This window comes from Pseudorhodobacter wandonensis (assembly GCF_001202035.1).
In the GTDB taxonomy this organism is placed as follows: domain Bacteria; phylum Pseudomonadota; class Alphaproteobacteria; order Rhodobacterales; family Rhodobacteraceae; genus Pseudorhodobacter; species Pseudorhodobacter wandonensis.
The window spans coordinates 13,402-35,132 of sequence record NZ_LGHT01000020.1 but is presented as its reverse complement, the minus strand read 5'-3'; the positions used below and the strand labels follow the sequence as shown (position 1 = coordinate 35,132).

Here is a 21,731-nt window from a genome sequence, read left to right as displayed (position 1 = left end):
AATCAGAGGTTGAAATCGGACGCCGTCAGTTCGTGCGTGCCCCTTACGTTGATCTTGAAGTCGGCGTCTTCACCGCCCGTCACATTGCCGGAGATGACCGTATAATCGCCGTCGTCATGCATTTCATGCGTGATCGCCAGTTGGCCTCCGCCAGTGATCCCACCAGATACCAGTGTGAAGCTTTGTTGACCCGCAGCGCTACTATTTGCATCGAACCCACTTAGGTCGATCTTGTCGCCGGGCTGGAAGCTGGCGATTGTATCGCCGTTGGCGGCAGCAACCGAGTTAAAGCGGAAGATGTCATTGCCATCGCCACCATCAATCACATTGACGGAATTGCTCGCAGTGATGATGTCGTCACCGGAACCAGTGACGATATTCTCGACATTCCAGAGCGTGTCATGGCCGGTTTCGCTGCTGTAGACACCGCCGCGCTCCATATAGCCATTTCCGAGATCCGCACTGATATTTGCGGTAATAGCAGACATGTCGAGCGTATCATTGCCCGTGCCGCCATCGACATCGTCACCATAGTAGGTGTCGTTGCCATCGCCAGCCTCGGCCACAAAGTGGTCATTGCCAGCGCCACCGACAACCATGTCATTGCCGCCTCCACCATTTAGGAAGTCGTCGCCGCCATCGCCGAAGATGCGGTCATTGCCGCTGTCACCAAAGACCATGTCTTTGCCGGCACCTGCCAGGACGTTGTCAGCACCTCCTGCAGCGAAGACAATGTCGTTCCCGCCCAAGGACATGATCGTTTCGCCTTGCTCGGTGCCCGTCAGCACATCGGCACCTGAAGTCCCTCCGTTGCTGTTGGGTTGCCCGGCAGGTTGGTCAGAGGTACCTGTATCCTGCTCAGGATTTTCTGGTGACCCTGAAGTATCCTCGCCCGAAGCATTGTTCTCTTCTGGCTCTTCTGCTTCTTCGGTTTCCGCTTCAGTGCCGTCAGGGTTTTGGACCATATCCTGCGCCCGGTCCCCTCCAACGATCCGGTCATTCCCTCCGTCGGTGGTCAACACGACGCGGTGATTAGATGCCAGTCCCGCGATGTCGACAGTGTCGTCACCCGTGCCGCCGTCCACCCAGATGGTATTATAGGCAAGACTGGTCGGATCGAAGTTTCCGATCGGGATAACAGTGTCGTTGCCGCCATTGGTGTTGATGATGATCTCTTCAACATTGTCGAGCTGGGCAATAATATCGTCGGCATCCGGCTCACCACCATCAACATTCCGCGTGATGATGATTTCGGCATCCGCCCTTATCGCCGCCGCAAGACTGGCGACAACGAGAGCCGCCGCCCGTGAATAGACACGGAAGGTTTCGTCCTCGTCATTGCCGTTGATGACAAAGGTGTCCGCACCGGCGGGTTCGTTCGTCTCTGTCCATGAGGTCGTCCATGGCAGAGTGCCGTTCGAGTTGTTGTAGGCTTGGGTGCCAAACTCGTCGCGGTAGGTGCCGCTTGGTGTGGCAATCTGAACGTTGTCGATGTAGATATTTTCGCCATTGCTTAGGTTGGGTGAGACGAACCGGATTGCAGTGTGTGCGCCGATAAACGGCGCGGTCAGCGCCTGCGAGAAGTTGTGGTCCGTATCCTCGGCAATTCCACCATCAAGAGTAGCGATAGTCACCCAGTTTGTCCCGTCAAAGGCCTGAACATCCGTGTCGTCACCGGGGAAGATAAAGAACGGACCGTCAGTATCGTCGAGTCTCCAAGTGAAGCTGAGCGTAGCCGTTTCTGACGGGTTCAGGGCGACCGCGCGACTGATCGTTTCGTTGCCAGCGGTGCTGTCGGTAAAGTTCAGCCGATTTCCCGTGACACCGCCATTTCCGGTGATGACGACGTCGCCGGATGTCGCCGGGTTGGAATGATCGCCACCATCCACAAAATCGTGGCCATCCGTCGTGCCGTTATTGTTAGCACTCCAGATGATAGTGTCGTCGCCAGCCCCTGCAAAGATAATGTCATTGCCAGCGCCTCCATCGAAAGTGCTGCTGCCACCATCGCCGACAAGGATGTCGTTGCCATTGTTGCCGCTGATCGCCCCTAGGGTGTCACGAACTACCTGAACATTGGCAACATCCGACTGAGCACCATAGTTCGCGGAATAGTTGAACGAGCCGCCGATGTTGAAGAAGCCATTCCCGGTATCGACGATTGAAACGCTGCCAGCCGGTGCCAGAGTGGCGGTCAGGCTGCTTGCACCGCTGATGGCGGTGATATCCGCCACTGCCGCAGGTCCGTCTGGGTCGATGTCATTGTCCAGCAACGCCCATTCCGGGACGATGATTGCAGGACCGTTGCCGATATTCGTCACGATACGGTCATCGCCCGCCACGAACGGTTCTGAGATTTCCGTCACGTTGATCGTCGCGGTTGCGAAATTGCTTTCCTTCTCGCCGTCGTTGACCGTCACGTTGATTATACGGGCGATGGCCGTCGGGTTGTCGCCGGTGTTTTCAAACCGAACCTGGCCAATTGCGGTCTGCATCGCTGCAAATGATGTTGGACCAGCCAGATACATGGTAATCTCACCCGCCACAGCAGGACCAAAGCTCATCGTGATGCCCGCAGGCAAGGCGCCTGCAATCGACAACACGTCTTGCGCTTGGGCGTTGGTCAGCTTGACCGTGGCACCCATGACGAACGCGTTGTCCGCATCCGCTATCGCCGGATTGTCAGCGATTGCAACGGCAGCGCCATTTTCGGTGTAGGCTGTGTCGTAGCCATAAGGGGGTGCCGTGGTCGTGGTTGTGGAAGAATAGGCGATGTTGACGTTGTCGATATAGAATGCATCGCCATTGTTCCAAGATCCTTCGGCACGGAACCGTATCTCGGTTGCAGCGCCGATCACCGCTTGTGGCAAATCGAACTCGAATACGCCGCTGACCGTGCGGCCACCGTTGTTGCTATTACCATTGAACAAGTTTTCCGTGCCGACTTCGACCCAGTTGCCATTCCCCAACCGCGCTTCGACGACTATGTTTTCACCGGTTTCTAGATCACCCATGAAATAGTTGAACGATAACGTCGCCGAAGTTGCGCCGGACAGATCGACTGCGCGGGTGATATTCTCACCACCATCAACGCCATCATCAAACCGAAGCTGATTGCTGCCGTTGAAACTGACGATTTCAATGTCGCCACCGTTCGATGAGTTGTCATTTTCGCCGCCACCTTCGACCCAGTCCGTCGTCCAAGCCGTGTTCGAAGGCGAGGGTTGGTCAATTCCGGTATAGCTGTCAGCGGTGAATTCTTCACGGTAGCTGCCACTGGTAACCGTCGTGATCCCGACCAGATCCAGCACAGGTGCTGCGTCAACAGTCCCTTCGGCCACATCGGTCAGCAACACGGTGAACTGCCGCACTGCCACCAGCGTGCCGCCGGGTACGTCATAAGTATTGATGACGACCTCATACTGGTTGTCTGGGTTTTGGTGCGACTGGTTGGCCGGCGTATGTACTGGTGCCTCGTAGTTCAGCAACACCCGTGTATCCAGCGCATCCAGCGGCCCCGTATTGTTGAGAGCCGGGTTGACCACCAGCGAGAAGCGCGGGAAACCGTTGATATCAAAACCGTTCGATATAACCGTGAACCGGCCGCCCGCATTGTTGTTCGGGTCAATTTCGTGGTGAATCGTTGCCAGATCCACATCCGCAGGTGGTTGCCCGTTGATTGGCTGCGGGTCGTAATCCACGCTGAACGGGATCGTCAGGCCGACGACCGTCCCCGCGGCGCTGTTTTCGGCAACGATGAAAGGTGCCGTCGGATCGGCAGTTGGGGCGGAAGCGATCCGCTCAGTAACACCGGTATCATCCTTGAACACCGCCACGGCGCGCAGGATATGGCCGGGGTCGACCGGACGCACGGTGTAGGTAAGACTTGTCTGAATCGTGGTCCAGCCGGCATTGCTACCCACTTCCGTGGTTTGCCATTCGAAATTCAGACCGACAGGCAGACCATTTGTGTCAAGCGTCAGGCCGTCCGCATCGGCAAAGTTCGACAGCGTCGCGGTCAATACTTGACCCACGATTGGCGTCTGATCGTCGATCGTGACAGTCCCCGTGGCAAGGCTGTTCGCAGGGACGCCTACCACAATAGTCTGATCTGCGAACTGCAGCTGCTCCATGTTCCGCAGCAGATCGATATCGTCTGTCAACGCGCCACGGCTGTTAAGAGTGACCTGGGTTGCCACGCCGTCTATGATCTGAACGACCGTCGCACCAATCGCACCCGTGTCACGGTCACGCACTTTGATGAAGCCATCGCCATCTACGTCACGCGCAGTGCCAGTATAGGCGCCAGTGTTTTGGTTTTGCGTGATGCCTTCAATGTCATATTCGTCACGTGTGCCTTGGAACACCGCAGTATCCACATTGCGGCCGGCGCCGGAAACATTGGTGTCATCGTATTTGATCTCACGTACGATGCTAAGGTTGCCGGGGTTAATTGTTCCGTCAAGCATCAGAGAGTTCAGCGTGCGGCCACCGAAAGCTTTGCTTGTAAGATCTGGCACGCCATCGACCACATTGAACACAAAGCCGGAAAATTCCCCTGCGACATTTTCATCGGTGTTCATCGATTCTGCCGAGTATTCGACACCGTCGTGCATGATCTTGATACGCACATTCAGCCAGGCATCGCCGTCCAGAATGTCGTAGCCACCGCGGCCACGCAGCGCGTCATTCCCGTCACCGCCAAGCAAGATGTTCCCGTTTTGGAAGGTTGCCGATTGGGTTCCGAAGATGGAGTTCATGGCGACGAGGTTATTCCCAGCCACATTTTCAAGACCGCCATTCAGAAGCGTGCGCAGCCCGTCGATCCTGTCGATCCCTTCTTGATTCAGGATGTGGTCAGCGAACAACTCGACCGGTACTGAATCCGGTGCAGACGAGCCACCATTGGTGTGGCCACGGTCGTCTCCATCAAGAATATCATCGTAAACCCAACCCGAGGCTGCCTCGATTTGGTCAAACCGGTCTTTCAAGATATCCGTTACAATCGTGGTAAAAATTGGGACTGCGAAGTCGAACTTGACACCCTCGACATCATATTTGCCAATGGCCCAGTCAAAGCCAAACATCCCTTCAAATCGCTGGATGCCAGGGCCGGAAAGTGCAATATCATCACCGGATTCAAGGTCGTAGTCTTGGTCGTTGGACTGACCCCAAGCGACGTCATGGCCGACGATCGACGAGTTAAAGAACAGTTCCGAGTTGTCACCCGCAATGACGTCAAAGCCATCGCCACCTTCAATCCAGTCATTGCCTTCGTTGCCCAGCAAGAAGTCGTTACCAGTGCCGCCAAGGATAAAGTCGTCACCTTCGTCGCCAAACGCTTCTTTATCGTCTTGGCCAACGATGATGTAATCTTGACCGTCGCCGCCAAAAATCAGGTCGAGACCCGACCCCGCGCTGATGACGTCATTGCCGCCTTCACCGCGCAACACGTCATCGCCGAAGGGGTCTTCGATGATGTCGTCACCGTCGCCGCCAAAGACGTTGTCGGATTCCATGCCGGCGTTGATATAGTCATTGCCGCCGTCACCCCAGATTCCATCAATACCTTTGTCACCAATCAGCGTGTCATTCCCTTCGGTACCGCCAAGCACAACATGCTCACCGCCACTGTATTTGAGGTAGCCACCTGAGTAATGACCATCCGGACCCACAGTACCGCTAACGCGCACAACCTTTGGGTCGATCAATTGCAAGAAGGGGTCTTCGTGAACCGGGTCAAAGCCACCATCGGCTTGCGATGCGGTATTCTCGGCATTGTAATCCGTTTGCGCAATCGCACCGTCCAATTCAAAAATATGGTCCGGTGTTACGAACAAGTTTGGATTAAGATGGGTCGCATAGTCGTCACCCAGCGTTGAGTTCCGCATAACAAGGTCGGTGAACGTGTTTGGCTCCAACTGGTTGAGCAGGTTGGTACCTTGTGTCCGGCTAAGGTAATAGAAACGGTCGCCAGTTTGCAGCTTTTCCATCTGGAATTCGAATACCAGATTGAAGGTCGAGCCGAGCATGCCGCCGAATTCATTCAGTTCCTCGGCAAGGCCGCCGATCCAGAAATCGACATTGTTCATGCCACCAAGTTCAATCGTGTTGTACACGCCAGTCGCATTCAAGAATGCAACGGCATCGGCGTGACCAACCGAGCCGCTATCGCCATAGTCGGCCAGCAATTGCATTGCGGCGGCGCGCTTGCCTTCAATCGTGTCGACACCGGTGATCGTTGCATGGGTGCCGTAAGCCGCAATAAAGTTAATGATCGAGGCTGGGTTTTTGATGTGCTGGGCAAAGTCGATCCAGCTTGTATAGGGCTTAATATCGGCCAGACCGTAATCTGCGTAGAACTGTTTGCGCGCCTCATTCAGCGAAGGGATGCCGGTATCACGACCACGCGCGATATTGATTGCGGCAAGGTCAAGCGGCAGCCCCAAGAGGTTGCTTTGCAGCGAAGGCACGACGAATTCGTCCATCTCATTGCCAACATCGCGTGTAGCACCGCGGACGATATTGCTGATCACCTCTTCCAGGCTGGCGCCACTGGCGACGAATGCCTGAGGGTTGAGGAACGCATCGATCAAAGTGATCTGTTCACTGGTCCCGTTCACCAACTGAAGGTCGTTGTCAAAGCGGTCGACCGTATCGACGAGCATAGAGTGCCCAAAGCGGTACACGGTATGCGCGAATTCAGCGACGATGGCCGCATCGATATCAGGTGAGTGGGTGAACACGAATGGATCGACGGCAGGTTGGATGCGCCGGGCGAATTCTTCAAACACCAAGTGCTGATACTGCATTTCGGTGGTAAAGCGCGCCGCTTGGAACAGACGCTCGCCGTCCCAGACAAGCGTGTCCATGAAAGTAGCCAGCGCTGCGGGATCGGTCGGAATTGCAGCAACTTGCGCCTCTGTAAGATCAAGCAATAGCCATTCGTTGATAAAGGCCATATCGCCGGTTTCAAGAATGGTGTGCTTGTTTTCTTCCAGAATGCGGTTGTGCTCGCTGTGGAAAACCGAGTGCACGGCGCTCAGCGCAATGTTCTCGTTGCCACGACCATCGCCGGTGATGAAATGCGCGTCCAGCATTTCACCGTCGTAGGTCGTGGAAATCCCGTCATCTGCAATCATTTCAGCAGCGTCAATGATGCCATCGCCATTGAGGTCGACATCGACGTCCTCGGTTTTCATCACCATAGGCGTTGCTGGATTGTGATCATGGTCGACCATGCCCGGTGCTGCATGATGCGCAATGTCATCAAGGAAGGCGTGACCCGTGCGCAGCGCGCCAACTGTCGTCGGGTTGACCGGAGAGGCAGACGTTCCGGACACAACCACGTCGTCCGCCGTGTTGGGTATCCCGTCCGCGCCTACCCCGGTGATGACTTGCGCATAGCCGTCAGCACTGAGGATAAGTTCGCCGTAAGCATCGGTGCGCAACCAAGGCACGTTGCCGACATCCATGTCTGTCAACTCAATGCCCAGCATTTCGCGCGCCTGCGCCTTTACCTCTCCCCAGTTGGCGATTGCGCCGTTCAGCGACCCCGAGGCCGTTGTGCCATCCAGCAGGGCACCAGTCGACAGCGTGACCACGCCCCTGCCATCATTTAGGTCGGCGCGTATATATTCACGCAGGAAAACCTGATGCGATGCATGTGAGGTATAGGTCTGGTTCTGGTCGACGAACGGCGTTGTCAGGTTGATCGAATTGCCGTCCGCGTCGATCGCAGCGCGGGTCACAGCCATGAAACGCAGACTTGCGTCCAAGTCGTCAGCAGTGCCAAACACGCCATCTGCGCCGGCGATCAAAGGATCGTCAGCCTCCAGTGGGATGTATACGGTGCCATTGGCAGCTTTGGGAACAAGATCCAAACCGTGGTCGAAGAACTGGCCGAAGAATGTCATCCAGGAATTGAAGGCAGGTGACAACCCGATATCAGGCGAAAGGTTCGGAATTTCGAGCCCGCCGTCTGCGCCAATTTGTACGTCGTGATCGTTTGCAACTGTGATCAGGTTTTCCTTGGCCGCAATCACATCCGCTGCAGCATTCTGGGCTGCGGCAAGTGCATTCTGCGCGGCAAGAAGTTCGGCTTGCGCGGTGTTTAGCGCGGCAAGAGTCGTTGCAACGTCGCCAAGCGGGTCTACAAGAGCCTGAAGCGTCGTCGCCAAAGCTGCAGCTTCCACGGCATTGAATTCGGCGGAGCGTGTTGCATCAACGACCTGCTGCAACTCATCGCCGGCAGTGACGGGTTCGCCCAGCGAAAGTCCCGTTGCATATGCTTGAAGAACCGTGACCAGCGAAGCCATTTCGCCCTGCACGGATAGTGCCTGAGCTGCCTCTGGCAAGGCAGCTAGGGCATTGGTGGCAGCCGTGGCAGCCGCAAGTGCCGCCTGCGCAGCGGTCACTGCGGCAAAGGCATTGTCGATATCCGTTTGGTCCACAATTGTTCCGAAAATTGCAGAACCAACCACATTCATGGCCGCGACAAGGGCGTCGGCTGCTGTTTGCGAAGTTGCGGCAAGATTGGCAGGCCCCGCATAAGTGTCTGCAGCGACGGCGGCATCATAAGCGGCCTGCGCAATAGCAAGTTCAGCAAGCTCTGTGTCGATAACGTTCTGCAACCCGTCCAGCGCCGTCGGTGTTGCCGCCGCAGCGGCTTGTTGAGCCGCCTTGACGGCCGCATTCGCGGCCTGAATTGCCGCCAGCGCGGCGCTTGCATCCGAGCCTTCAATGCCCGCATATTTCAACGCCGCAAGGATCGCGGCAGGGTTGTTCACGCTCTGGTCGACAATCAGATTTGAAATTGTGCGTGGATCTGCGTCGACGACATTTCCGGTGATGCCATAGTTACCCTGTACGACTTCACCGCCGGGCGCCGGCCCGTTGAAATCGATGCTGTCGCCATCGGCATCGTTGACATAAATCGGGTCCAACATGCGTGGAAATGTCTGGTCAGCTGCTCCAAAACCTTCTTGGCCGGGCGCAAGGTTGTTTAAACTGCCATCGACAGTGCGCAACCCGAAAGGTACAAGATTAGCGTCTGCCACAGTTCCGCCATATTCATTCTGTATCGCTTGAGTAAGTGAAAGCCCTCCAGAATGCGCCTCTGAAATCTTGATTTGACGCAGAATGAACATGAGGTCTTCGACGTTGACGTGAAAGCTGGTAGCCATTTTAAATTCCCCCGTTGGTGAATGTACTTCAAGCTGACGACTCGAAGCTTTGTCGCACCGCTTGCGCGGGCAAAAAGTCGGTTTGTTGCGCTAATCGGCGTTTGGCAGCCAAATTTTGGTAAGTTACCGATTGGCGGATCTAAAAAGTTATTAAGAAAAGGTTACCGCACATAGATCTTGTCGAGCAGACCAGAAAGGACCACAAGATTCGCGACCTTTGGGGAAAAGAAGCATCAGCCTTTAGTTGTAAGTTTTTAGACTCACGCTTGGGTTTTTCGTGAGGCCAAAAGCAGATTGCTTTATTTAAAACAGATACTTATGCGAATTTTATTCGAAAATTGACGTCTGCAGACGATCTCACCACAAATTGGGGGTGTTCCAACTCCGCCTTTACGCAGCGCGGCTTTGTCAGGTCCTTCTGTCGCGACGTGACCAAGATCTGCGCCCTGATCACGAGGAAATTTAGGCCGCATAGTTGTTCCGCAGGCTGAACGCGTCAGCCCGAAATTGGCGGTAGGATGCTGCGGAAAAGCGCTGGCGCTTTGGATGAAAGATGGTGGAAGTCTGATCATGGACGGATTGAAAACACTGCGCCTTGTGTGGGGATTTGAAATGACCCATGATCCTTTCTCTTCGTCGCGTGTGTCGATTCGACGCCTCGGATCGGTTGTTCAACCCCTTGTGGGAACGATAATCGACGCTTGGTCAAAGGTCACGGACGGCCACGCCATAACTGCGTAGTTTGTCCACTGCCCGGCAGTGCATTGCTCTGCAATGTCACGAGAGGGGGGCACGAGGACGCATGGCACACCTCTTCGCTTCATCAACTTCATCAGGAACCGCTTGGCAGTATGGGCATTTCTGCGGCTTTGCATCAAGATCTTCGGCGCGTCTCCGTTGGCGTCGATCGCACGCCAAAGCCAGTGTTTTCGCCATCGAATTGAAATCACGACTTCGTCGAGGTGCCATTTGTCGGCAGGAACCGGGCGGTTGTGACGGATCTTGGCCGCCATCTGCGTTCCGAACCGTTGGCACCACACTCGGATGCTTTCATACGAAACGATCTCGCCCCGTTCGGCTAACAAATCCACGACATCGCGCAGGCTCAGTGCAAACTGATCGTACGCCCAAACGGCATAGGCGATGATGGACCGAGGGAACCGGAAACCTATCAGGCGAGGCTGTGAAACTTTGCTGATCATGAGAACTGGCTATGCCCGCAGCCTAGGCGCGTCAATAACCTGACAAAGCCAGGTCACTCCATGCAATCAAAAGCAATAGAGGCAACGGTTACAGCGTTTTTTTGTGGGGTTTTATGTGGAGCAAATTTGAAATCTGCTAAAATTATCGAATTATTTAATGAGGTGTGGCGGAGAGACAGTCCGCTATATTGATGATGCAAATTGTTTCAAGGCCTCTCAGGACAGTCTTATAACTGCTGTTTTATTAAGTAAAATAAAATTTTCTCTACCAATTCGATGCATCCTGTTGCAATCTATCTCATGCAATTTGTGGGTCTAGGTGTGGGTCTGTGGCTAACTGTTTGGCCGTTGCCAAGAGGTAATCGAATGCTGACTGATGCAAAGGCCCGCAAGCTAAATCCGGGCGAGAAACCTATATCTGTAGGAGGTGTATCGGGCCTCTATTTGCGTGCAGGTTCAAAGCGTGGCACTGGAAAATTCATTTTGCGATTTGTATCCCCGACATCAGGAAAGCGTCGGGACATGGGGTTGGGCACATACCCTGAAATGGGGCTCGCTGATGCGCGAAAAAAGGCGTTACAAGCCCGCGAGTTCATCAGCATGAAGCTTGATCCGATCGAACAGCGAAATGCTGAGAGTTCCACCGAAACTAGCTTACGCGAAATTCCGACTTTCGAAATTGCGGCTTATCGTACTTATGAAGGAATCGCAGCTGGTTTCAAAAATCTGAAACACAGCAGACAGTGGATCAGCACACTTGAAACTTATGCTTTCCAGCACATTGGAAACAAGGCCGTCAATGCGCTGACCACCGCAGATTTCGCGGAGGTACTTCGGGGAGTCTGGCTCGAAAAACAAGAAACCGCAAGTAGGGTCAAACAGCGCTGCGAGCGTGTAATGACATGGTGCATTGCCAATCAGTTCGCGTCGACAAATCCTGTTTCAGCTGTAGATGCGCTTTTGCCAAAGCAGCAATCCAAAAGCGAGCGGGTCGCACACTTTCCTGCAGTGCCATGGCGGGATCTGCCAGAGGTTGCAAAAGTGATTTTGACACCAAAGACTCTGAGCCTCAGTCGGCAGGCGCTGTTGTTTCTGATTTTGACAGCCACTCGGTCAGGAGAGGTGCGCGGTGCAACATGGGATGAAATTGATTTTGAGAATCGGATTTGGACAATTCCTGCGACTAGAATGAAGGCAGGTATACGTCATCGCGTACCGCTAAATGACGCGTCACTTGGTATCATTCAGGCAAGGTCAAAAGTTGTTCTATCTGGCACATTGATATTTTCCAGAAATGGCAATACCCCGATCAGCGATATGACAATTACAAAATTTCTTCGTGATCAGAAAATTCCGAGTGATCACCCCGGTAGGGTGGCCACGGCTCATGGCTTTCGGTCAAGCTTTAGGGATTGGGCGTCGGAAAACGGGTATTCCAAAGATCAGGCCGAACGCGCCCTCGCTCACTCTATACAAAATGCAACAGAAGCAGCGTATCACCGTACTGACCAACTCGAGCAGCGACGGTCTATGATGCAGGATTGGGCTCGGTTCGTGACAGGAAAACAATAAGCGTGCGCATTGCACTGCCGTTGCTTTCAGTCTTCACGATTATTGACGATACAGTTGCTAAAAGGACTCAGAGATAAAAATGTCAGGCATGAGGAAGTGCTGGCTGGCAGATGCGTCGGGGCCAGTCTGAGAGGCGGTGATCATCAGACCTACGAGGTCGCGGCACAATTGGGGCAAGGGCGTAGCAATAACCATGCTGACATAGCGGTCGATCAAGGCTTTGCGGCTGTCTTCGGTCAGCTCATTCACCACAAGTGAAACCTTGCCCGGTGGGCGGGTTTCTCTCAGCGCGGCAATCGCCCCCTCCATCCCGCCTCCTGCGACATAGATCCCGCGCAAATCTGGGTGGCGGTTTAAAAGGTCGAGCGTTGCCTCGTAGGTGACTTGTCGCGTCTCCAAGTTAACGACCGTATCAAGGGTTTGAAAATCAGGCGAAAACTCTCGAATATAGCTTTGAAAGCCGGTTTCGCGCAAAAGATGGCTGTGCCAGCGATTGCCGCCGACAAAGATGGCTAGCTTTCCCGGATCGCGAACCTGCGTGGTTATCATCCATGCCGCCATGCGCCCGACTTTGACGTTGTTCAGCCCAAGGTAATTCTGCCGGACCCCTTGGGCAAAGTCGTTCAGAACGGCAAAGATCGGGATGCCGGATTTGGTGAGGTCTGTTACCAGATCTGACAGGCTGGGGTGATTGATCGCAGACGTAGCGATCACATCGCAAGACCGCGCAACATCACGAAGTTCTTTGGCAAAATCATCAGGGGATTGCGAGGCGGCGAAGCGAATGGTCGCGCGCCCCCTAATATCTGTGCGCTGCTCGACTGCCAGTTTCAACGTGCGGGCGAAGTTTTGGTAAAAGGCCTGTCGTCCCTTGTGCAAAACAAACCCGAACCGCAGGAGGGGTCTTTCTGCCTCCAACTTGCGGGCGGCCAAGACGCGCGTTGGATAGCCGATACGTTCGGCGGCTTCGGCCACTTTTTCGAGCGTTTCCAGGCTAACATTGGGGCGGCCATTCAGCACCCGATCAACGGTTGCAACGCCTACACCTGCGGCCAAGGCAAGGTCTTTGATCGTCGGTCGGCGCGGCATAGGGGGCCTTGATTGAATTACATCATTTGTGAAGTCTTATACTGATGTGTTTTGATGTAAAAGCAAGCGGATCACGCGCCCATTCCTGAATATTATGATATTGAGAGTCAGCATTTGCAAGTGGGGAGGGTTCCAGATGACTGAACGCAATTATTCAATGAATGGGCCGGATGCAGCACGTGCTGTTGAAAACGGGCTGGCTGCAGCAGACTGGTATCACAGCGACATTTCCCGCAAGGAGATGAAGGCACTGATGAAGCGCGAAGATCAGCCCGCGATCCGCGATACGATTGTCTTGTTAGGGTTGATGATCCTGTTTGCGGGGTTGGGCGTGGTCCTCTGGCCGTCTTGGTGGTCTGCGCCATTCTGGCTTGTTTACGGAGTGCTCTACGGGTCGGCAATGGATAGCCGCTGGCATGAGTGCGGCCACGGAACGCCCTTTCGCACAGCAAAATACAATGATTGGGTGTATCAAATTGCGTCGTTTTGTATGGTGCGAAATCCGGTGACTTGGCGTTGGAGTCACGCGCGCCACCACACCGATACGATCATTGTGGGCCGTGACCCGGAAATCGTGGCAATGCGCCCGCCAGCATTATTCCGCATATTCCTTAATCTTTTCGGCCTTATTGATGCGATGCAGGGGTGGAAAAGGATGCTGTTGAACGCATCAGGCAAACTAGATCCTGAAGAGGCGAGTTACATCCCGGAAAGCGAACAGTCCAAGGTTGTCACTGTCGCGCGGACCTGGGTGGTGATCTACGCGGCAGTTATTACTTTGGCCGTGGCAATGCAATCGATTTTGCCTTTGATGGTGATCGGGTTGCCGCGCCTATATGGCGCTTGGCATCATGTGATGACAGGGGTCTTGCAACATGCTGGGCTGGCCGAAAATGTAATTGATCATCGGCTTAATAGCCGCACGGTTTACATGAACCCGATCAGTCGCTTCATCTATTGGAACATGAATTACCACATCGAACATCACATGTTTCCGATGGTTCCATATCATCAGCTGCCCAAACTGCATGCGATGATCGGGCATGATTTGCCCGCGCCGAACACATCTATCTGGAACGCTTATCGCGAGGTTTTGCCCGTCCTGCGGCGACAACTGGCCTATCACAATGATTTCCTGAAACGCGATCTTCCGCCAACCGCGCGGCCCTATCGAGAGGATTTGCATGAGGCCGCCTTGGGCGAGACTGCAACTGCCTCGACACACCCCATTTCAGCCGTTCCGGCAGAGTAAGGAGAGAACGACATGGCAAATTGGATTGATGCTTGTGCGGCAGATGACATCGAAGAGGAAGACGTGATCCGCTTCGATCATGCCGGCCGCACCTTTGCGATTTATCGTTCACCTGATGACCAGTATTTTTGCACCGATGGTCTTTGCACCCATGAAAACGTTCATCTGGCGGATGGGTTGGTGATGGATCACACGATTGAATGCCCGAAACATAATGGTCAGTTTGATTACCGCACGGGTGAGGCTACGCGTGTGCCTGTCTGCGTGAATTTGGCGATATATCAGGTCAAGCTCGCGGATGGCCGCGTGTTGATAGAGATTTAGAATGGCCGGGATTGTTATTGCGGGCGGCGGGGATTGCGGCATCCGTGCCGCCTTTGCCGCGCGGGATCAGGGATATGCTGGCACCATTACGGTTGTTGCTGCGGAACCCGGCATGCCCTATGAACGTCCGCCGTTGTCCAAGCCGGGTGAACTGGGTGCCACGGAAAAACCGATCTGTACGCCCGAGCGGTTGCAGGACTGCAAGATTGACTTGCTGCTGGGCGTGTCTGTGCATTCTGTTGATAGGGCCGGGCGGCGGGTCGTTTTGTCAAATGGTGCAGGTCTGGACTATGACAAACTGCTTTTGGCAACCGGTGCAGTTCCGCGCAAATTGGCTTGTAGCGGGGGCGATCGTGCCCTGTCTTTGCGCAGTTTGGGTGACGCGCAGCGGATTTACGGGGCGGCAGCGCCGGGCGTGCAAATAACGGTAATCGGTGCGGGCCTGATCGGGATGGAATTGGCCGCCGTGCTTATCGGGCGGGGGGCGCGGGTGACTGTGTTGGAATATGGTCCGCGCCCGTTGGGGCGCAACGTGCCCGAGGCTTTGGCTACGCGGATCACAGGTCAGCATTTGGCTGAAGGCGTTGATATCTTGTGCAGTGTTCAAATTGCCGAGGTTACCAAAAATGCAGTTATACTGGCCGATGGTCGGTCCATTCCGTCAGATGTTGTGGTCGCGGCGATTGGGGTGGTGCCAGACACCGAGCTGGGGCGGGCGTCCGGTTTGGCGGTTGAGAACGGCATCCGCGTGGACAGACAGCTGCGCAGCACGGACCCGCATATATATGCGGCGGGCGATTGTGCCAGCGTGCTGTGTAAAGACGCTGTGTATCGCAGGTTTGAAACATGGCAGAATGCCCAAACTCAGGGCGACATTGCCGGGCGCAATATGGCAGGGGCCGGTTTGCAATTTGGTGGGCCGGTTTGGTTTTGGTCTGATCAATACGATCTGGGCTTGCAAGCTGTTGGTGATACGGTCGGACAGGCCAGCGCAATCCGCAAAACCGATACGGAGACGGAACTGCATTTCTATCTGGATGGACAAGCCCGCCTTATTGGCGCGGCAGGTTTGGGAATTGGAAATGCTGTCGCCAAGGATATCAAACTGGCGCAGAAACTGATCGAAGCGGAGGTGCCGCTTGATGTCGCCCTGCTTGGCGATCCTGCCATCAATTTGAAAAAAATGCTTCGGCCCATCGCCGTAAGCTGACAGCCGGAGGAACCCTTATGGGACTGAAAAACAACCGACCCACGGTTGCAGATATTCGTGCGCAAAAGGGCAAACGCCAACTGACGATGCTCTATGTCGAAACCCCGGATGAGGCTGCCGCTGCGGCTGCCGCAGGGATAGACATGCTGTCAATCATTGCTCCGGTCTGGACATCCGAAATGCGCGAGGCGGCGGGGGACTGTTTTGTCCAGGTAGGTTTGCTTTACGGGGTTTTGGTGACACTTGAGGATTATCAGCGTGCCGCCCATGCTGCGATGCAGACAGGTGCAGATTGCGTGTATTGCGCGTCATCCTTTGGGACGATCAAGGCCTTGGCAGACGACGGGATTCCTGTTGTCAGCCATGTTGGCCTGATCCCGTCAAAGGCCACATGGACCGGCGGTTTCAAGGCCGTTGGCAAAACAGCACAAAGCGCGCTGGATGTCATGCGGCACATCGAACAGCTTGAAGCGATTGGATGTTTTGGGGCCGAGCTGGAAGTCGTTCCCGACCGTGTGGCGCTTGAAATCTCCAAGCGCACCAATCTTGTGCTGTTGGGGATGGGGGCCGGCCCATACGCTGATGCTCAATACTTGTTTGCCGAAGATGTTTTGGGCTGCACGGCAGGGCACAAACCGCGTCACGCTAAGACTTATCGCAATTTTCAGGCTGAGTTTGACCGCCTACAATACGAACGCATCGCGGCGTTTCGAGAGTTTAAACAAGATGTTGATACGGGCGCCTATCCCGAAACAGGCCATTCCATTGCCATTTCAGACACGGAACTTGCTGCATTCATTGAAGGTTTGGAAAAGGTTCGGATCTGATTTCTGGGGCTTCAAGGCTCAAGAAGGGCCCAAAAGAACCAACCTAGCGCTCACTGGGTTTTGTACGTCGGGCATTGGGGGCGTCGCTGCAATCGCGATCTTTCTGGCGACCAAAGGGGGGCAGCATCGCCGAAAACGCCCAATTCGATGACCCGATGTCGGGCAAGTTTTGTATCTGAATCAGTTGCATTGCAGCTGCCGAATTTACCCAGGCGGAAGTGGAGAAAGGATTTGGCCCAATTCCCTCCGATTTTGTGGTGAAATGGGCAATCAACGACCAAGCGGCGAAAATGAAGGTCGTCACAATGGTATCGCGCTTTAGCCAGGGCTTGAACGACTTGTTGTGCCGTTGGCGGAACGGCGTCCTGCCGATCGATATCTTAGTGGTTATTTCAAACCATACTGACTATCAAAAAGTTGTGGTGAAACATGACATCCCGCTTCATTGCAAGAAGGCTACCTAAGAAAACAAGGCGTTGGCCGAGGTGCAGGGATTTTCTCGCAGGTCCGGCTGGATATGCGACGGAAAAGATGGGGTAGCACAGCCCGGCGGCGCGACTTTGCATATGTCGACCGCCGGATGGTTGCCTTCGCGTTGCTGCGGCGTGCATTATGATCGGTTCTTGATCTCAAGCGCTGTCAGGATAGCGAAAAAATCGGCCTCGCTTTGCTTCTTTGCTAGCGCATCACGCAGGTAATCGGCTTGGGTTTTGGGGGCTAGGCCGCCGATTGGCGGGTTGCTGTCAAGATTGGTGGGGAATGGGTATCCTTCGGCCGAGGCCGCAATAACATTTGCTATATTCAGGCCTGCCGTTGCCTGCAATGCCGGATAAAGAGCGCGCAGCATGGCCGTGCGGTTGACGGTTTCCATCGCGCGCCCAAAGGCCGAAGAGACTTGCAACAGGTTTACCATTCGAAATCTGTCTGCGGTATGGTTGGTGCCCGCGCCATGCATAACGGCTGGATTGAAGAAAACCACATCCCCCTTTTTCAACGGCAACTGCACATAATTTTCGGCAAAATAGGCCTGAAACTCGGGGCGCGCAAAGGCAAGATAACCCTCAAAGAACTGCTGCGAAAAGGGCAGCACCATCGTTGGCCCGGTTTCGACCGGCATATCGCAATGGGCCACCGCCCCTTGCAGCGTCAGAGTTGGCGACACGGCATGAATATGGGCGGGAAACTGTGCCATCCGGTCTGCGCTCATAAAACCAAGGTGATAGTCGCGATGTGGCGTCTGGGCCGCACCCCCCGGATTGACGCGGTTGACTTGCGCCGTCATCTGATAGGCGGGGCCAAGCCAAGCCTCGGACGCCAATGCGATACTGTGAGAGCTGAAATAGGCAGCGAAGTTCACCGGATCCGCCAGGCAATGCTTTTCTAGGGAGTTCCAGATCCGATCATTCGCGCCGGGTTTGGCGAAATGGTCTCCTCCACCTTTTGCCGCCAGCTTTTCGGTGGCAATAATCTGGTCAAAAACCACGGTGGCGCGGTCAATTACCGCATGATCCGGCACGCCTTGGCGAATAACAATGATGCCTGCGCCATGCGCAAAGACATGTGCCCATTCCTCCATTAGGGCCTGCCGGCCGATGGTATCATTGGCCACCTTGTCGACGAAAGGCCCGTTATAGATCGGGATATTGCGAACAATGTCAACGGCATGCGGGGTGTCTGCCGGGTCTGCCTGTTGACCGGCGATCTGGCTAAACATCTCAAAATCACCGCTGTTTGCATTCAGCCATACCGGTGCGCGCTGGGGTTTGGTCATCTGGGTTTCCTCCGAGGTTCATCCAACTTCTGCCTATATAAACCATGTCGCGATAGTTGCATTTCCCCTCAAAAACACCTCAACTGGCGTGATGGCCACAAAGTTCACCCTGAAAGAGATTGCACATCAAGCGGGGCTAAGCCTTGCAACCGTTGACCGTGTTGTGCATGGGCGCGACCATGTACGGGCGGTCACGCGTGACAGGGTGCGCGCTGCCGAACTAGAGCTTGAACAGCAATATGCGGCAAGCATGCTTTCCACCTCACGGGTGACGATAGATGTTGTGATACAGGCGCCAAGTCGGTTTTCATCGGCTGTGCGGGCAGCGTTCGAGGCAGAGTTTCCGCTGATGCGCCCCACAATGTTTCGCGCGCGATTTCATCTGGCCGAGGTGATGGAAGAGCGCGAAATCGTTGCGCTTTTGCGCCGGATCGCACGGCGCGGAACGCAAGGGATTGTGCTGAAAGCACCTGCCACACTGGGGGTCGAGGCCTGTCTGGCGGATCTGGCCGCGCAGAGAATTCCGGTTGTCACCTATGTGACCGATGTCTTGGCGTCGTTGCGGCTGGCCTATGTTGGCATGCCGAACGCGCGGGCAGGGGCAACCGCCGCCTATCTTTTGGGGCGGATGGCGCCGCCGGGGGCTGCGCGGGTTCTGGTCACGCTGTCCAGTTTGGATTTCGAAGGGGAAAGCGCACGAAGAACAGGATTCATCGACCATCTTGTCAAAACTGCCCCGCATTTGGAAACCATCACCGTGTCTGGCGGGTTCGGCATCGATCGCGCTACGGGTTCCCTTATTCAGCAAGCCCTCGCGGATTTTCCTAACATTCGTTGCGTTTATTCAGTGGGCGGCGGCAACGCGGCCATTCTGGCGGCGTTTGCGCAGGCGGGGAGGACCATTGATGTTTTCGCCGCGCATGACCTTGACCGGACGAACAAGGCATTGCTGGCGTCTAGGCAGATCAGCTTTGTGATTCACCACAACTTTCGCCAAGATGCCCGCCGCGTTTCGCTGCATTTCAGCAAGTATTATCGGTTGATTGGCCAAGATACTCAAATAGAGGAGGCCGAGATTGGCATAGCCTGCCCTATTGTTCTACCGTGATGTCGTTTGGGTCGGCTTGGGGTATCTTTACAACACTAGGGCAGGGCGTGGAGATAGATGTTTTCAACGTCATGGTCTTTGTGTCATCATGACGGAAAACCATCATTGAGGCTTCATGGCTAAAAGACCAACAATAAAGGACGTGGCTCGTGAAGCCGGGCTTAGCCCGACAACCGTTGACCGCGCCCTAAACGGCCGTGCTGTCGTGCGTGAGGAAACCTTGCGCAAGATCGCTGATGCAGCGCATCGCTTGCGCTATCATGGCAGAGGCATATTTCAGGATAAACTTGAGCAACCACTGCCGGAATTGCGGTTGGGGTTTATTCTGTTGAAAAAGACCCAAGAGTTTTACAAGAATTTCGCAAAACAGATTGAACTTGAGGCTGCCGAACGCCGCGATGTCAGGATTACAGTGGACATCCGGTTTTCGTCCTCGCAATCCCCCGTCGAATTTGCCGAGCTACTGACCCAAATGGGAAAGCGGTGCAATGCCATTGCTTGCACCGCCGTCAATGATCAAAGGCTGGATCAAGTTGTGCAAACCCTCAAGGATAACGGGGTCATTGTTGTTTCATTGCTGAACGATTTTGCCCAAGGGATTCGTAAGGGGTATCTTGGGCTTAACAATATGAAAGTTGGGCGTCTTGCGGCGTGGATGATCAGTAAAACAGTGCATCAACCCGGAAAACTGGCCATTTTCGTAGGCGGGAACCGGTGGCATGGGCATGACCTGCGAGAGGTCGGGTTCCGATCATTTGTGCGGGAGACGGGAAAGGGGTTTACCGTATTGGATACATTGGTGAACTTAGAGACACGTCAGGTCACCTATGAGGCAACTTTGGATCTGTTGCACAGGCATCCCGACCTTAAGGGTCTATATGTCGCGGGGGGCGGGATGGAGGGCGCTATCGCCGCGTTGCGCGAAGTACATGCTCAACCGCGCGTGGCCCTTGTGGTCAATGAGGTGACCGCCGAAAGCCGCGGTGCCTTGATTGATGGATATGCAACCATGGCCATTTCTACCCCGCTGCCCGAGCTGTGCAGGGCGCTGATTGACCTGATGGTTACGTCAAGTCTGGAAGGAGATGACGGCACGGCAGGGCAGCATTTCCTTGAACCAAGAGTGGTTCTGCCAGAGCTCCTGTAGTGACGTAAATGCGTCATTTTGTTGGGTGCTAATACGTCATTAATGGCATAAAATATACCCCTCCTTATTGACCGAATCCCGAGGCCGCATGCAGTGTCTCGTCAAGAGTGTAATGCGCGACTTCGGGAAAGCGGTGGCACTTGCAGAACGCGCAAGCATTGGAATTGGCGGGGGCAGGTAATGAAAACAGCACTAAACCATATGACGACACCCAATATGGGGTATCTGGAATTCCTTGACCTTGCCGCAAGGCTTGGCTGTATCGGCGTAGAGGTGCGTAACGATATTACACGGCCGCTGTTTGACGGGATGGATCCGGTCACGGCCGGAAAGCATGCCGCTGATAAAGGTATTCGTATCGTTGGCCTAAGCCAAGTTTACCCGTTCAACAGTTGGGATGGCGAGCGCGAACACGCGGTCCGGACTTTGATCGCAATTGCACAGGCTGCCAACGCGGAAACCATCAGCCTTATACCCCGCAATGATGGAACCGGTGTAGGCAATGGCGAACGGCAGGCCAATCTGCGCGTTGCGATGAAGGCCGTTTTGCCTATGTTGCAAGATTCTGGCCTAATTGCGCTGGTAGAGCCACTTGGCTTTTTGCGGTCCTCATTGCGGTCAAAAACTGAATTGGACGAGACTATTCACGCAATTGGTGGCGATGCAAATTTCAAACTGGTCCATGACACATTTCACCACACGCTAGCCGGTGGCGGCGCCATTTATCCCGAACGTACTGGCATCGTTCACATCTCGGGCGTTACCGATCCAACCTTGCGCGTTGATCAGATGGAGGATGAGCATCGCGTTCTGGTGGATGACGCAGACCGCTTGGGCAATATTGCCCAGCTTGGTGCCTTGTTTAAGGCAGGATACGACGGTCCAATTTCATACGAGTGTTTTTCGCCTGTCACACAGGCCATGGCGGACCCCTATTCCGAACTAAAGCGCTCGATCGACTTCATTGCCTCTCAATTGCAGTTGCAATCAGCCTGAGGCTTTGGACGGAACACCCCGGCTATCGGGGTTCCGGTGAATATAACG

The 21,731-nt window shown here is 54.7% G+C and carries 12 protein-coding genes and 1 pseudogene; 9 read left to right on the top strand and 4 right to left on the bottom strand.

Annotated elements, in window-relative coordinates:
• Window positions 1-2: 2 nt before the first annotated feature.
• Both AKU79_RS02855 and AKU79_RS02850 read right to left on the bottom strand, forming a co-directional pair.
• Complete coding sequence (locus tag AKU79_RS02855; RefSeq protein ID WP_050522082.1) at window positions 3-9,185, bottom strand: peroxidase family protein; 9,183 nt, start codon at window positions 9,183-9,185, stop codon at window positions 3-5.
• Window positions 9,186-9,647: 462 nt separating this feature from the next.
• Window positions 9,648-10,387, bottom strand: a pseudogene (locus tag AKU79_RS02850) (IS6 family transposase).
• A gap of 366 nt (window positions 10,388-10,753) precedes the next feature.
• On the opposite strand from AKU79_RS02850, the gene AKU79_RS02845 reads away from it, so the two are divergent.
• A complete protein-coding gene (locus AKU79_RS02845; RefSeq protein WP_050522081.1) occupies window positions 10,754-11,959 on the top strand; it encodes a tyrosine-type recombinase/integrase in 1,206 nt (401 codons plus the stop codon).
• A 57-nt stretch (window positions 11,960-12,016) separates the two neighbouring features.
• On the opposite strand, the gene AKU79_RS02840 is transcribed toward AKU79_RS02845, so the two are convergent.
• The gene (locus AKU79_RS02840; RefSeq protein ID WP_050522080.1) at window positions 12,017-13,048 is read right to left on the bottom strand and encodes a LacI family DNA-binding transcriptional regulator; all 1,032 of its coding nucleotides are present in this window, start codon (window positions 13,046-13,048) and stop codon (window positions 12,017-12,019) included.
• 136 nt (window positions 13,049-13,184) lie between these two features.
• Here AKU79_RS02840 and AKU79_RS02835 point away from each other — a divergent pair, with 136 nt between their 5' ends.
• The 5 genes from AKU79_RS02835 (at window position 13,185) to AKU79_RS19170 (ending at window position 17,125) form a co-directional block, all read left to right on the top strand.
• On the top strand, window positions 13,185-14,300 hold the full coding sequence (locus tag AKU79_RS02835; protein ID WP_050522079.1) for a fatty acid desaturase family protein: 1,116 nt from the start codon (window positions 13,185-13,187) through the stop codon (window positions 14,298-14,300).
• A 12-nt stretch (window positions 14,301-14,312) separates the two neighbouring features.
• Entirely contained in the window at window positions 14,313-14,624 is a 312-nt protein-coding gene (locus AKU79_RS02830; protein WP_050522078.1) for a MocE family 2Fe-2S type ferredoxin, read from the top strand.
• Window position 14,625: 1 nt separating this feature from the next.
• Window positions 14,626-15,834 carry an NAD(P)/FAD-dependent oxidoreductase gene (locus AKU79_RS02825; protein WP_050522077.1) on the top strand — a complete coding sequence of 403 codons (1,209 nt, stop codon included), beginning with the start codon at window positions 14,626-14,628 and terminating at the stop codon, window positions 15,832-15,834.
• A 17-nt stretch (window positions 15,835-15,851) separates the two neighbouring features.
• A complete protein-coding gene (locus AKU79_RS02820; protein WP_050522076.1) occupies window positions 15,852-16,661 on the top strand; it encodes a 3-methyl-2-oxobutanoate hydroxymethyltransferase in 810 nt (269 codons plus the stop codon).
• Window positions 16,662-16,879: 218 nt separating this feature from the next.
• Window positions 16,880-17,125 (top strand): hypothetical protein, encoded by a 246-nt coding sequence (locus tag AKU79_RS19170; RefSeq protein ID WP_197087200.1) that lies wholly within the window; start codon window positions 16,880-16,882, stop codon window positions 17,123-17,125.
• Between the two features lie 146 nt (window positions 17,126-17,271).
• Here the strand turns inward: AKU79_RS19170 and AKU79_RS02810 are convergent, their stop codons facing one another.
• On the bottom strand, window positions 17,272-18,432 hold the full coding sequence (locus AKU79_RS02810; protein WP_050522074.1) for a phytanoyl-CoA dioxygenase family protein: 1,161 nt from the start codon (window positions 18,430-18,432) through the stop codon (window positions 17,272-17,274).
• Window positions 18,433-18,523: 91 nt separating this feature from the next.
• Between AKU79_RS02810 and AKU79_RS02805 the strand changes: the two genes are divergently transcribed.
• From AKU79_RS02805 to AKU79_RS02795, 3 genes are all read left to right on the top strand, one after another.
• Complete coding sequence (locus AKU79_RS02805; RefSeq protein ID WP_050522073.1) at window positions 18,524-19,540, top strand: LacI family DNA-binding transcriptional regulator; 1,017 nt, start codon at window positions 18,524-18,526, stop codon at window positions 19,538-19,540.
• Window positions 19,541-19,655: 115 nt separating this feature from the next.
• Window positions 19,656-20,687, top strand: coding sequence for a LacI family DNA-binding transcriptional regulator (locus AKU79_RS02800; protein WP_050522072.1), 1,032 nt, complete (start codon window positions 19,656-19,658; stop codon window positions 20,685-20,687).
• A 180-nt stretch (window positions 20,688-20,867) separates the two neighbouring features.
• Window positions 20,868-21,683, top strand: coding sequence for a TIM barrel protein (locus AKU79_RS02795; protein WP_050522071.1), 816 nt, complete (start codon window positions 20,868-20,870; stop codon window positions 21,681-21,683).
• Window positions 21,684-21,731 lie beyond the last annotated feature (48 nt).

Coding starts and splice junctions, on each gene's coding strand:
- AKU79_RS02835 (WP_050522079.1), top strand. CDS start 13,185: ATGACTGAACGCAATTATTCAATGAATGGGCCGGATGCAGCACGTGCT.
- AKU79_RS02810 (WP_050522074.1), bottom strand. CDS start 18,432: ATGACCAAACCCCAGCGCGCACCGGTATGGCTGAATGCAAACAGCGGT.
- AKU79_RS02795 (WP_050522071.1), top strand. CDS start 20,868: ATGAAAACAGCACTAAACCATATGACGACACCCAATATGGGGTATCTG.
- AKU79_RS02805 (WP_050522073.1), top strand. CDS start 18,524: ATGGCCACAAAGTTCACCCTGAAAGAGATTGCACATCAAGCGGGGCTA.
- AKU79_RS02825 (WP_050522077.1), top strand. CDS start 14,626: ATGGCCGGGATTGTTATTGCGGGCGGCGGGGATTGCGGCATCCGTGCC.
- AKU79_RS02830 (WP_050522078.1), top strand. CDS start 14,313: ATGGCAAATTGGATTGATGCTTGTGCGGCAGATGACATCGAAGAGGAA.
- AKU79_RS02840 (WP_050522080.1), bottom strand. CDS start 13,048: ATGCCGCGCCGACCGACGATCAAAGACCTTGCCTTGGCCGCAGGTGTA.
- AKU79_RS02820 (WP_050522076.1), top strand. CDS start 15,852: ATGGGACTGAAAAACAACCGACCCACGGTTGCAGATATTCGTGCGCAA.
- AKU79_RS02845 (WP_050522081.1), top strand. CDS start 10,754: ATGCTGACTGATGCAAAGGCCCGCAAGCTAAATCCGGGCGAGAAACCT.
- AKU79_RS02855 (WP_050522082.1), bottom strand. CDS start 9,185: ATGGCTACCAGCTTTCACGTCAACGTCGAAGACCTCATGTTCATTCTG.
- AKU79_RS02800 (WP_050522072.1), top strand. CDS start 19,656: ATGGCTAAAAGACCAACAATAAAGGACGTGGCTCGTGAAGCCGGGCTT.